Genomic DNA, 11,982 nt, shown 5'->3' with positions numbered 1-11,982 from the left:
TCTCCTTCAAGCCGCTTCGCCGTTTAGCCAGGTCGCCGTCACTTCGATTGCATCGGTGAAATGCACGAGATCGGCGCGCGCGCCTGGCGAAAGGTGGCCGCGATCGGCAAGCCGAAGGAAACGCGCCGGATAGAGCGTCGCCATCCTGAGTGCCTCGGCAAGCGTCAGTTCCAGATAGGTGACGCCGTAGCGGATCGTTGAAGCCATGTCGACATCCGAACCCGCTAGCGTGCCGTCCGAAAGGACCAGTTTCGAACAGAAGCCGCCCCTTTCGCGCCGCACGGTGCGGCCGTTCAGCGTGAACGTATCCATCTGCGAGCCGACCAGCGACATGGCGTCGGTCACAAAGAAAAGCTTGCCCTCGCCGCGCTTGGCACGCAGCGCCGTGCGCAGCGCCTTCGGATCAACGTGGTGGCCATCGGCGATGATGCCGCACCAGACGGCCGGATGGTCGATCGCGGCACCCACGAGCCCCGGCGCGCGGTGCGCCAGCTGGCTCATGGCGTTAAAGAGATGCGTCACACCGCGAGCCCCGGCATCGAAGCGGGCCTCCGCCGCCTCACTGGTGCTGTCGGAATGACCGATACTGACGATGACACCCGATTCGCTCAGTTCACGCACCTGCGAAACTGTCACCTGCTCCGCCGCCATGGTGACGAGCAGCGTGCCGATCGCCTCGCGCGCGGCGATAAAGCCCTTGACGTCCTTGTCCTCGACCGGACGCATCAGCTCGGCGAGATGCGCACCCTTGCGCGCCGGCGCCAGATGCGGACCTTCCAGATGCAGGCCGGCAACACCACGGTTGGTCTTCACCGCGACTTTCGCCGCCTCGATCGCGGCAGCCGTCGCTTCGGCCGTATCGGTGATCAGCGTCGGCAGCAGCGCCGTCGTTCCATACGGCCGATGCCCATCGGCGATCATGTACATCGAACCCGGCGACGGCTCGTCGTTCAGCATGCGGCCGCCACCGCCATTGACCTGCGCATCGATGAAGCCGGCAGACAGCACGCCTCCATCAAGTGTCACGACCTCGCCCTTGGGCAGATCATTCAGGCCGACGATCGCCTCGACGCGTCCGTCCTTGACGATCAGCGCCCGTTCGTCATGGAAACGTTCGCCATCGAAGATACGCGCGCCGGTGAAGATCTTGCGGGTCATCAGACGGTCTCCGTCACCTTGAGAAGGTTGGCCGGCTTGTCCGGATCAAAGCCCTTCCGGCGGGTGACGGACTCGATCAGGCGATAGTAGACGAGTAGCGAAACCAGGGGATCGACGAGACCGTTGCCGGTCGTCGGAACCTGCAGATTGACGCCGGCGAGCGGCTTCGTCGAAAAGGGCACGGTGGTAGCGCCAAGCTTCTGCAGACGCTCCAGCGCCTTTACATTGTTGTCGTAGGCGGCATCTTCAGGCACGAAACCGATGATCGGGAAGCCAGGTTGTACGAGGCGCATCGGGCCGTGCATCAGTTCCGCAAGAGAGAAGGCCTCAGCGTGAAGACCAGCTGTCTCCTTGGCCTTCAGGGCCGCCTCGAGAGCGATGGCGAAAGCCGTGCCGCGGCCGCCGGTATAAAGTGAGGCGGCATTGAACAGCACATCCTCGGCTGCCTTGGTTTCGATGCCGGACGTCGCGGAAAGAGCGGCCGGAAGCTTCTCGAGCGCCGCCTGCAGATCGGCCTTGCCGCTGATCGCAGCCGTCACGCCAGCGAGGGCGGCAACAGATGCGATGAAGGATTTGGTCGCCGCAACACTCTTTTCAGCACCGGCATTGAGGCCAAGAACGAGATCGGCCTGCTTGGCGAGCGGGCTGTCAGTGACGTTGACGACGGCAATCGTCGTCGCCCCGCCCTTCTTGGCCGCTTCCTGCAGCGCCACGATGTCAGGGCTCGCGCCAGACTGTGAAACGGTGAAATGGATGCCGCCCTTCAGATGCAGGGAGGCACCATAAACTGAAGCAATAGACGGCCCGATCGAGGCGACCGGCACGCCACAGGTAATCTCGAACAGATATTTGAAGAAGGTCGCCGCATGGTCGGAGGAGCCGCGCGCCGCTGTCGTGACGACGCTCGGACGGGCGGACGAGAACAGCCGGGCGATTTCTGCGAAGACCGGCTTTTCCTTATCGAGCAGGGTAGCGACCACTTCGGGCGACTGGCCCGCCTCCTGCAGCATCAACGACTGGTTCTCACTCATAGGTCATCTCCAATTCTCAGTTCGGCGACGAAATCATAGGCGTCGCCACGATAATGCGAGCGGGTGTATTCAACGACGCGCTGGTCTTCCAGGCGTGAAACGCGTTCGATCAGAAGCGCCGGCGCACCGGCCTTGACATCGAGGATAGCCGCCGATGAAGGATCAAGCGTGACGGCGGTCAGCCGCTGCATGGCGCGTACCGGCTTGTGGCCGCTCTGGGCGAGCGCATCATAGAGCGAGCCTTCTCCGCCGGCATCCTCGCCGAGAAACTTGACCGGCACGACCGCGCGTTCGATGGCGAGAGGCAGCCCGTCAGCCAGACGAAGGCGGTCGAGCCGCAGCACGGGCTCATCGACACCGAGGCCGAGCAGGAAGGATTCTTCGGGAGACGGATTGTTGATGGTACGCGACAGGATCTTCGCCGCCGGCGAGCGCCCGCGCGAGCGCATGTCCGCCGAGAAGGAGGAAAGCCGCCAGAGCGACTGCTCCATGCGCTCCACCTTACTGGAAACGAAGGTGCCGCTGCCGTGGCGAGATTCCAGCGCACCCGATGTCATAAGATCGCGATAGGCTGTCCGAACCGTCACGCGGCCAAGCTTCAGGGCTTCCGCCAGATCGCGTTCGCCGGGCAGCGCTGTTCCGGGCTTCAGCAGGCCTTCCTGGATGAGGCCCGTGAGCGCCTGCGCCAGCCGCTTGTAAAGCGGCCCCGTTGCCGCCTCATCGCGCAGCCCACGGCCATTCAGTTCCGCTATCAGACTGGTTCTATCCATGGACGCATAATAGAACCTATTTAGAACCAATCGGCAAGGCGGATTCGCTTCATCAAAAAGAAAAACCCTCGCGGGACACCGCGAGGGTTTTCATTGATCCTGACGGATGGTTGATCTCAGTTCTTCGTGAAGATGTAATCCGTTTCCTGCCGCAGCACCTCCCCTGGACGCAGAACCGCGTTCGGAAAGCCTGCATGATTGATGGCGTCGGGCCAGATCTGCGTTTCCAGGCAGAAGCCTGCGAATGGCGCATACTTGCGGCCACCGAGACCCGGCACCGGCACGCCGAGCTTGAAGCCGGCATAGAACTGTACGCCAGGCTCGGTCGTGCGCACTTCCAGAGAGACGCCGGAATGAAGGCTGCGGGCAAGTACGACGGAGCGCTTGGCCGTGCGCTCGCTCGAGAAGCAGAAATTATGGTCGTAGAGCGCCTGCTCTTGGTCGACGAAACGCTTCATCGGCGCCATCGCGCGGAAATCGAACGCGGTGCCTTCGACAGAGCGGATCTCGCCGGTCGGTATCTGCTTCTCATTGGTCGGCAGATAGTGGTCGGCAGCGATCATGATGTCATGCGCCAGCGCATCCTCCCGGCCATCGAGATTGAAATAGGAGTGCTGGCAGACATTGGCGATCGTCGGTTGATCCGTCGTCGTCTCGTAGTTGACGGAAAGCTCGCCATTGCCATGTACGCGATAGGTCGCCTGGATCGTGCAGTTGCCGGGATAACCGGCGCGGCCATCGGGATCGACGATCTTCAGCACGACACGGTCGGTCTCGTGCTCGACGATCGTCCAAACGAGCGTACCGATATTGTTGCTGCCGCCGTGAAGATGAGTGACACCCTTCTCGTTCAGTTCGAGCTGGTAGTCCTTGCCGTCGAGCGTGAACTTGCCGTCGCCGACGCGGTTGGCACAGCGTCCCGGTGTCGCGCCGAAGAAAGGCGAATGCGCGAGGTAGCTGCCTAAATCCTCGAAGCCGAGCACCAGCGGGGCATTATGGCCCTCGAGGCTGATATCCTGGATTACTGCGCCCCAGCTCAATACCTTGACCGTCAGTCCGCCGCCGCGGATGACGACGCGATGGACGGTCTCCCCGTCCTTCGTCTGTCCGAAAACTTCCCGTTCCAACTTGTCCGTCATGATCGACGCTTACTCCATCCCTAGAATTCAGGAACCGGAACCTGCCCCCATTCGCCGCAAACCGCAACCGGGCAGGGCCGGAAAACAAAATGCCGTCGCAGAAATGCGACGGCATCATTTCTAAACCGGACCGGTGACGCTCAGATGTCCGAGCCGATCTCTTCGATATCGTAGGGCGTCGTCTGGTAGATCTCATTGATCCAGTTGCCGAAAAGCAGATGCGCATGGCTGCGCCAGCGGTTCTGCGGCGCGAGCGCCGGATCGTTATGCGGGAAGTAGTTGTGCGGCATCTTGATCGGTACGCCAGCATTCACGTCGCGGAAATATTCGTCCGAAAGAGACGTGGAATCATATTCGACGTGATTGAAGATATAAAGCCGCCGACCCTTCGGCTCGTGGACGAGACACACGCCCATCTCGCTCGATTCCATCAGGATCTCGAGGCCGTCGACCTTCTCGATGTCGGCCCGGCGCACCTCGGTCCAGCGCGACACCGGAACCTCGAAATTATCAGAGAAACCGTTGAGATAAACGGAAGAGGGCTTGAGATTACGGTGGCGGTAAACGCCGAAGGCCTTTTCCTTCAGTTCATATTTCGGCACACCGTGGAAATGATAAATCCCCGCCATCGCACCCCAGCAGACATTCATGGTCGAATGGACGTTTGTCTGCGTCCAGTCGAAAATCTGCTGCATTTCCTTCCAATAGGTAACGTCCTCGTAAGGCAGCGTCTCGATCGGCGCGCCCGTGATGATGAAGCCGTCAAATTTACGGTGCTTCACTTCCTCCCAGGTCTGGTAGAAGGCGAGCAGATGTTCTTCAGAAGTGTTCTTGGCCTTGTGGTTGCCGACACGGATCAGCGAGAGTTCTACCTGCAGCGGCGAAGCGCCCACCAGGCGCGCCATCTGCACCTCGGTCTTGATCTTGTTCGGCATGAGGTTGAGCAGCCCGATGTGCAAGGGGCGGATATCCTGGCGGATCGCCACCGTTTCGGTCATCACCCGCACGCCCTCGTTCACGAGGGTTTCGAATGCGGGCAGCGTATCGGGGATCTTGATGGGCATTGCGGTCAACTCGATCAAAATAAAAAACCGGCGGCGAAAGAATCGCTACCGGTCCGCACGCGGCCCTTTAGCGATTTATTTAACGTGGCTGCAAGCCGGCCGGCCAAATCACCACGAGGCATCCTAATTAGCGCCAGTCGCGCTGCGAATCAACTGTCAATAGAGACAGCTGCACAAGCCATCACGCTTTCTTTATGGGTGGTGGAATCTGTTGATGGACCAGTAACGCCCCCATGTTATTAATGGTGTGATGGGCGATTTTGGAAAAAATAATGAAAAATGACGTCAAAGGGGGGAAGGGCATCCAGAGTCAGGACCGGGTGGGGTATGATCTCAGCCTGACATATCGGCTTGGAGTGATGTTCTCCGCATTCTGGAATTCGCAGGTTCGCGGCAAGGTCGTGGGACTTGCGATCCTGCTTGTCGTCATCATCCTGATGACCGCCTATGGACAGGTGATCCTCAACGAATGGAACGCCCCTTTCTACGATTCCCTCGAGCGTCGTGATCTCGGCGAGTTCTTCCGCCAACTCGAAGTCTTCGCGATGATCGCCGGTGCGCTGTTGCTGCTCAACGTGCTGCAGGCATGGCTGAACCAGATGACCGCCCTCTACATGCGCGAAGGCCTCTCACGCGATCTCGTCGATCAGTGGCTGGAGCGCAAGCGCGCCCTCAAGCTCTCCACCATCGGCATCCTCGGCGTTAACCCGGACCAGCGCCTTCACGAAGATTCCCGCAATCTTGCCGAAAGCACCACCAACCTCGCTCTCGGCCTCCTGCAATCGACCATTCTGCTCGTCAGTTTCATCGGCGTCTTGTGGGAACTTTCGAGCGGCTTCATCTTCCATATCAGCGGCCACAGCTTCACCATCCCCGGCTATATGGTCTGGGCGGCGATCTTCTACGCCGCATCGGCCTCACTATTGAGCCAGGTCGTTGGCCGCAAGCTCGTCAAGCTCAATGCCGACCGATTCTCGAAGGAAGCCGAACTGCGCTTTGCGCTGATGCATGCCAACGAGAACATGCCGGCGATAACAGTGGCGCGTGGCGAAGAGAACGAGCGCAAACGCATCAACGGCGATATCAGCAACGTCCTTACCGTCATCAAGCGGCTCGCCATGGCCAATACCAACCTGACCTGGGTCTCGGCGGGTTATGGCTGGCTGGTTATCGTTATCCCGATTATTGTTGCAGCCCCCGCCTATTTCTCCGGCGGCCTCACATTCGGCCAGCTGATGATGTCGGTTGGCGCCTTCAACCAGGTCAATACGGCACTGCGCTGGTATGTTGCCAACTTCGGCCCGATTGCCGAATGGCGCGCCACGCTGATGCGCGTCACCGATTTCCGCCAGGCGCTTCAGGAGATGGATGATGGCTTCGATTTGAAGGACGCAATCGTCTACGAGGAAACCGCGCCCGACAGGCTGACGCTGAAGGATATCGTCATCGTTGCCAAGCTTGGCGAGGATATCGACGATTGCGGCGGCTTCCAGATGCGCGAAACGGATGTGACGATCAGGGCCGGCGAAAAGGTCATGATCAACGGCGATCACAGCGTGAACCGCCGCCTGCTCTTCCAGGCCATGGCCGGCCTCTGGCCCTGCGGCAAAGGCACAATAGGCCTGCCGCCGATTGACGACATCCTGTTCATCCCCCAGGTTGCCTATGTGCCGGGTGGAACGCTGCGCGAGGCGATCGCATTCCCCCAAAAACCCGAAGCCTATGACACCGCGGCCATCGAAGCCGCGCTTGAGGCTGCCGGCTTGCATTCGCTGGTCGCCCGCCTCGATAGCCGCGCGCGCTGGGACAAGCTTCTCGATGCCGATGAACAGAAGGCAATCGGCTTTGCCCGCCTGCTCCTCGTCAAGCCGCGCTGGGCCGTCTTCGACGAAGTGCTCGAAGGCATGGAGCCGGAATGGCAGCGCACTATGACGAAGCTGCTTACCACGATGCCGGACACCGGCATGATCTATATCGGCCGCTCGGAGACCTATCTGGAAGCGCTGCATCCGCGCATACTGCATCTGCTGGCGCTGCCTTCGAAATCCGATGAAGAACCGGTAGCATCCGTCGCAGGATCAAGCGCCGCGGCAGCTCCTGCCCCGGCGCTCTGATCAATTCCAGTAGAAGAAATACACAGCGGTTTGGCTGAAATTGCTCCAGGAGAGCTTACATCGGCGGCATCACGCCGTTGATGCCGACGGCGACCTGAGCGGCCGAGATACTGCCGTCGGCTGCCCTTTCCGCCATGACGATAACGCCGGCGCCCGGCTTCAGATCATCTTTCGTTGCCGGCGCAAAGGTAACGATCGGCGTGCCCTCGGCAATCGAGATGGTCTTTTCCTTGCCCTGATAGGTGAGCGTGATCGTGTGGCCGTCGACAGACTTTACCGCATTGCTGACGGTCGCATTGGTCATCGAGCTATTCGGCTGCACGTCCCACGGACGGCTGCCTTCGCCGGTGCCCTTCATCGCGGCCGGGAAGATCAGCACCTCGATCGCGCCATCGGGACCTGTGCCCTTCGGCAAGGAGGCGACACCAACGAAATCGCCGACCTTGATATCATCGACAGAAGCATTCCTGATACCCGCAACCTTCCAGCCGGACTTGAGCGCCACCGTCGCATCGCTGCCCTCCCGGGTCTTGACGGTTAGCGTGTCGCCGTTGAGACTCTCGATCGTGCCACGAACGCGCACGCGCTGGTTTTCCTGAGCAATCGCCGCCTGCGAAAGGCTAAGCACGACGAAGCCGCTGGCGGCAAGCGCCGTCAATATTCTGGTATAGGATTTGCAAGACATGTAACTCTTCCTTGTCGCCATTGATCGGCACGATCCCCAGCTGAGCGGCACTCTATGCCGCATGACGCGGCGCGGGCGAATCAAGGAAAAGTGAGGAAAGCGGACCCCGACAATCCGGTTCCAGACGCCGGAGTCCGCGAAAGACCTTTGAAAAGACCGGCTCAACCGGCAGCAGACATGTCCATGTACATGATTTCCCAGACATGGCCGTCGAGGTCCTGGAAGCTGCATCCATACATCGGCCCCATATCGAGGATCGGCTTCCAGGGCTTGCCGCCCACTGCCAGCGCCTTCTTGAGGTAATCATCCACCTCGTCGCGGCTACCGGCCGAAAGGCAGGTCAACACTTCCTTGCCCTTCGTCGTATCGGCGATATCGCCCTCGATGAACTGCTGGAAATGACCGTGGGTCAGCAGCATCACATAGATGTTTTCCTCGACAATCATGCAGGCAGCATCGTCGGTGGTAAAATTCGGATTGTAGGAAAAGCCGAGCGCCGAGAAGAATTCCTTCGACTTGACGAGGTCCTTGACCGGCAGGTTCACGAAAATCATGCGCATGAAAAAATCTCCCTAATGACGTGGCGGCACCGTGCCGTTGATCACGTTCGGCCCAAGGACGGAGAAAAACCACCCGATCCGACATTTCAGGAAATTTTTATCGGATCAGCCTTCCAGCTCCTCGCGCAGCATTTCGAGTTCCAGCCATTCCTCTTCCATCTTGGTCAGGCTTTCGCGCAGCTTCTCCATCTCGGATGCCAGCCGGTTGAAGGTTGCCGGGTCCTTGGTGAAGAGGTTCGGATCGGCCATCTTCTCCTCACGCTTACCGATCTCCGCCTCTGCCTTGGCCATTTCTTTCGGCAGGTTTTCGAGTGCGAATTTCTGCTTGTAGGAGAGCTTGACCTTCGAGGCAGAAGGTGCGGCAGCCGTCTCCTGCGCCTTAGGCTTTTCCGCCGCCTTCTCGGCCCTGCGGCGCTCCTCGGCTGCACCCTTGCGCTGCGCCAGCATGTCGGAATAGCCGCCGGCATATTCGATCCAGCGCCCGTCCGGCGCTTCCGGATTGGCCGGCGCAATCGTCGAGGTCACCGTCCGGTCGAGGAAGTCGCGATCGTGGCTGACGAGGATGACGGTGCCGGCAAAACCCGTGACGATCTCCTGCAAGAGGTCAAGCGTCTCGATGTCGAGATCGTTGGTCGGCTCGTCGAGGATGAGCAGGTTCGTCGGCCGCGACAGGATGCGCGCCAGCATCAGCCGGGCGCGTTCGCCGCCGGAGAGGTTCTTGATCGGCGTGCGCGCCTGCTCCGGCTGGAACAGGAATTCCTTCATATAGCCGGTCACATGCCGCTGCTCGCCATTGACCAGCAGGTTCTCGCCACGCCCATCCGTCAGGTAGTTGGCAAGCGTATCGTCGAGGTTCAGATCCTCACGCTTCTGGTCGAGGGTCGCGATATCAAGATTGGTGCCGAGCTTCACCGTACCGCTGTCGGGCGCAAGCTGGCCGGTCAGCATCTTCAAAAGCGTCGTCTTGCCGGCGCCGTTCGGGCCGACGAGACCGATGCAATCGCCACGATGCACGCGGATCGAGAACGGCGCGACGATCGGCCGGTCGTCATAGCTCTTGGTGATCTTGTCGGCCTCGATCACCAGCTTGCCGGATTCCTGCGCATCGGAAGCGCTTGCCTGTACCGTTCCCTGCGGCCCTTTGTGGCCACGATACTGCGAACGCATCGTCTGCAGCTCGCCAAGCCGGCGCATGTTGCGCTTGCGTCGTGCCGTCACGCCATAGCGCAGCCAGTGTTCTTCCCGCTCGATCGCCTTGCCGAGCTTGTGCTGCTCCAGCTCCTCTGCCTCCAGCACCTGGTCCCGCCACGCCTCGAAAAACGCAAAGCCCTTGTCGAGCCGGCGAGACGTGCCGCGGTCGAGCCAGACGGTGGCCGTCGAGACCTTTTCGAGGAAGCGGCGGTCGTGCGAGATCAGCACCAGCGCACTGCGCGTCTTCTGCAATTCGCCTTCCAGCCACTCGATGGTCGGCAGGTCGAGATGGTTGGTTGGCTCGTCAAGCAGCAGGATGTCGGGCTCCGGCGCCAGTACGCGCGCAAGTGCTGCGCGGCGCGCCTCGCCGCCAGAAAGGTTCTTGGGATTTTCCTCGCCGGTCAGCCCCAGATGCGAGAGCAGGTAGCTGACGCGATAGGGATCGTCGCCCGGCCCGAGACCGGCTTCGGCATAGGCCTGCACAGTCTGGAAGTCGGCAAAATCCGGCGCCTGCTCCAGATAGCGCACCGTGGACGCTGGATGGCGGAAGACCTCACCCGACTGCGCGTCGACGAGGCCGGCGGCGATCTTCAGAAGCGTCGATTTGCCTGAGCCGTTGCGGCCCACGAGACAGATCTTGTCGCCGGACTCCACCTGCAGGGTAGCCCCCGCCAGAAGCGGTGCACCGCCGAAGCTCAGGAAGATATCGTCGAGTTTCAGAATGGGAGGCGCCAAGTATCAGACTCCGGAAAGATCATAGGGCCGCGCGAGCACGATGGCCCTGCCGCTGGCAAGCGTGAAGCGCACGGGCCCCTCCGCCACATTGGAAATGGTGCGCGACGAGCCGAAGGGCAAATGGAAGTCGGCGAGCGGATAGCGGGCATTTTCGATGAACAGGCCACGCAGCTCGCTGAAACCTGGCACGGAAAACAGGCTGCCCGGCGGAAGATCGATCTTCAGCGAGCCGGGAAGCAAAGGCACGGCCTCCTCACTGCCCGAGGTCAGCAGCATGTCGAAGCCTTCTTCCGCCAGCTCCACGGCGTAGAGAAGATGCTGCAAGGCGTGGTCGGACCGTTCACCGCCCAGCGCACCCGCAAGGATCAGGCGTTTGGCACCACGCTCGATCGCCTCGGTAACGGCAATTTCACCATCCGTCGCAGCCTTTGCGGCTGGATAGGGCTGGCGCGGTACGTCAGGAAAAGCGCGGTCGAGATCGGGCGGTGTCGAATCGAAATCGCCAACCCACAGTTCCGGCACCACGCCCAGCGCCGCCGCATGCCGCATGCCGCCATCGGCCGCGATGAACCGGCTTTCCCGCACGGCGTCGCGCAGACGATCCGTCAGGCTGAGTGCCCCGCCGAGCAGGATGGTGAAGGTGGATTGGCTCATGGGCATTGCCCATAGCGCAAACGGGGGGAAGGGGAAGAGGCGCCGGATATCCGGTGCCTTTCCCTCAAAGCAATTCCCGCAAAAGCATGCAGCGGTTTTGCGACCGGAATTGCTTCAATCAAATGCTCTAGAAGCGATAGGTGACACCAGCGCCGATCAGCCAGGGATCCAGTTTCGCCTTGCCACTGACATCGGCACCGCCGACGGTCGCATCGAAATCCGGACGCAGGAAGATCTTCTTCACATCCAGGTTCGCACCCCAATGCTCATCGAACATGTAGTCGAAACCGGCCTGCAGCGCGACGCCGAACGTGTTCTTCACATCGAGGCTGTCGGCGCTCTTGCCGGACTGGTTGTAGAAGACAGTGTAGTTCACACCGGCACCGAGATAGGGCTGGAAGGCACCGAAATCGGTGAAATGATATTGCAGCGTCAGCGTCGGCGGCAGCAGCCACGTCTTGCCGATTTCCCCGAGGCCGGCAACCGAGCCTTCGCCATGCACATTGGCATAGGTCGTGCCGAGAACGAGCTCGGCGGAAATATTGTCGGTGAAGAAATAGGAGATATCCACTTCCGGAATCACCGTGTCCGAATAGGACAGATCGGATCCGGGAATCCCATCGACTGAGCCGTTGTCGCGCGTGATCACGCCAAGCGCACGAAGACGTACCTGCCATGGGCTTTGCGTCGCCATTGGCGAGCCCGCCGAAGGCGCCAGATCGGCCGAAAGCGCCGCATGCCCGAAGGATGCGAAAACGATAGCGGTAAAAATACCCCTCAGCCGAAGCGGATGATGTTTCATGTGAATCTCTCCTGATGACGTCGAACGAGGAGAGACTTAGGCTTGCCTTGGATGGGTCGGCTTGAGCGAGATCAAACGT

11 protein-coding genes and 1 riboswitch are annotated in these 11,982 nt (G+C 60.6%); of the genes, 1 reads left to right on the top strand and 10 read right to left on the bottom strand.

What is annotated here, in order from left to right; translation table 11 throughout:
* Nucleotides 1–6: 6 nt before the first annotated feature.
* From nagA to metA, 5 genes are all read right to left on the bottom strand, one after another.
* Complete coding sequence (nagA, locus tag ACR9ZQ_RS26665) at nt 7–1,158, bottom strand: N-acetylglucosamine-6-phosphate deacetylase (protein WP_481429064.1); 1,152 nt, start codon at nt 1,156–1,158, stop codon at nt 7–9.
* Complete coding sequence (locus tag ACR9ZQ_RS26660; protein WP_481429063.1) at nt 1,158–2,189, bottom strand: SIS domain-containing protein; 1,032 nt, start codon at nt 2,187–2,189, stop codon at nt 1,158–1,160. The genes nagA and ACR9ZQ_RS26660 overlap by 1 nt, the downstream gene beginning before the upstream one ends.
* Entirely contained in the window at nt 2,186–2,959 is a 774-nt protein-coding gene (locus ACR9ZQ_RS26655) for a GntR family transcriptional regulator (protein WP_310385194.1), read from the bottom strand. The genes ACR9ZQ_RS26660 and ACR9ZQ_RS26655 overlap by 4 nt, the downstream gene beginning before the upstream one ends.
* Nucleotides 2,960–3,075: 116 nt before the next feature.
* Entirely contained in the window at nt 3,076–4,098 is a 1,023-nt protein-coding gene (locus ACR9ZQ_RS26650; RefSeq protein WP_481429062.1) for an aldose epimerase family protein, read from the bottom strand.
* A 140-nt stretch (nt 4,099–4,238) separates the two neighbouring features.
* A complete protein-coding gene (metA, locus tag ACR9ZQ_RS26645) occupies nt 4,239–5,162 on the bottom strand; it encodes a homoserine O-acetyltransferase MetA (protein WP_310385199.1) in 924 nt (307 codons plus the stop codon).
* Between the two features lie 47 nt (nt 5,163–5,209).
* Nucleotides 5,210–5,287: riboswitch (SAM riboswitch) on the bottom strand.
* 147 nt (nt 5,288–5,434) lie between these two features.
* Here metA and ACR9ZQ_RS26640 point away from each other — a divergent pair.
* Nucleotides 5,435–7,276 (top strand): ABC transporter ATP-binding protein/permease, encoded by a 1,842-nt coding sequence (locus ACR9ZQ_RS26640; protein ID WP_481429061.1) that lies wholly within the window; start codon nt 5,435–5,437, stop codon nt 7,274–7,276.
* 55 nt (nt 7,277–7,331) lie between these two features.
* Here the strand turns inward: ACR9ZQ_RS26640 and ACR9ZQ_RS26635 are convergent, their stop codons facing one another.
* The 5 genes from ACR9ZQ_RS26635 to ACR9ZQ_RS26615 form a co-directional block, all read right to left on the bottom strand.
* Nucleotides 7,332–7,961 (bottom strand): hypothetical protein, encoded by a 630-nt coding sequence (locus tag ACR9ZQ_RS26635; RefSeq protein ID WP_481429060.1) that lies wholly within the window; start codon nt 7,959–7,961, stop codon nt 7,332–7,334.
* Between the two features lie 161 nt (nt 7,962–8,122).
* The gene (locus ACR9ZQ_RS26630) at nt 8,123–8,521 is read right to left on the bottom strand and encodes a VOC family protein (RefSeq protein ID WP_113319829.1); all 399 of its coding nucleotides are present in this window, start codon (nt 8,519–8,521) and stop codon (nt 8,123–8,125) included.
* Between the two features lie 105 nt (nt 8,522–8,626).
* The gene (locus ACR9ZQ_RS26625) at nt 8,627–10,447 is read right to left on the bottom strand and encodes an ABC-F family ATP-binding cassette domain-containing protein (RefSeq protein WP_481429059.1); all 1,821 of its coding nucleotides are present in this window, start codon (nt 10,445–10,447) and stop codon (nt 8,627–8,629) included.
* A gap of 3 nt (nt 10,448–10,450) precedes the next feature.
* Nucleotides 10,451–11,107 (bottom strand): thiamine diphosphokinase, encoded by a 657-nt coding sequence (locus ACR9ZQ_RS26620; RefSeq protein ID WP_481429058.1) that lies wholly within the window; start codon nt 11,105–11,107, stop codon nt 10,451–10,453.
* 121 nt (nt 11,108–11,228) lie between these two features.
* Complete coding sequence (locus ACR9ZQ_RS26615) at nt 11,229–11,903, bottom strand: OmpW/AlkL family protein (protein ID WP_481429057.1); 675 nt, start codon at nt 11,901–11,903, stop codon at nt 11,229–11,231.
* Between the last annotated feature and the right edge of the window lie 79 nt (nt 11,904–11,982).

This window comes from Rhizobium sp. KNZ14-9A, assembly GCF_056755015.1.
The sequence above is the reverse complement of the archived record's forward strand: the minus strand, read 5'-3'. Positions and strand labels throughout refer to the sequence as shown.

What these genes read in the sequence shown, in the direction of transcription:
- nagA (WP_481429064.1), bottom strand. Translation starts at nt 1,158, where the DNA reads ATGACCCGCAAGATCTTCACCGGCGCGCGTATCTTCGATGGCGAACGT.
- ACR9ZQ_RS26660 (WP_481429063.1), bottom strand. Translation starts at nt 2,189, where the DNA reads ATGAGTGAGAACCAGTCGTTGATGCTGCAGGAGGCGGGCCAGTCGCCC.
- ACR9ZQ_RS26655 (WP_310385194.1), bottom strand. Translation starts at nt 2,959, where the DNA reads ATGGATAGAACCAGTCTGATAGCGGAACTGAATGGCCGTGGGCTGCGC.
- ACR9ZQ_RS26650 (WP_481429062.1), bottom strand. Translation starts at nt 4,098, where the DNA reads ATGACGGACAAGTTGGAACGGGAAGTTTTCGGACAGACGAAGGACGGG.
- metA (WP_310385199.1), bottom strand. Translation starts at nt 5,162, where the DNA reads ATGCCCATCAAGATCCCCGATACGCTGCCCGCATTCGAAACCCTCGTG.
- ACR9ZQ_RS26640 (WP_481429061.1), top strand. Translation starts at nt 5,435, where the DNA reads ATGAAAAATGACGTCAAAGGGGGGAAGGGCATCCAGAGTCAGGACCGG.
- ACR9ZQ_RS26635 (WP_481429060.1), bottom strand. Translation starts at nt 7,961, where the DNA reads ATGTCTTGCAAATCCTATACCAGAATATTGACGGCGCTTGCCGCCAGC.
- ACR9ZQ_RS26630 (WP_113319829.1), bottom strand. Translation starts at nt 8,521, where the DNA reads ATGCGCATGATTTTCGTGAACCTGCCGGTCAAGGACCTCGTCAAGTCG.
- ACR9ZQ_RS26620 (WP_481429058.1), bottom strand. Translation starts at nt 11,107, where the DNA reads ATGCCCATGAGCCAATCCACCTTCACCATCCTGCTCGGCGGGGCACTC.
- ACR9ZQ_RS26615 (WP_481429057.1), bottom strand. Translation starts at nt 11,903, where the DNA reads ATGAAACATCATCCGCTTCGGCTGAGGGGTATTTTTACCGCTATCGTT.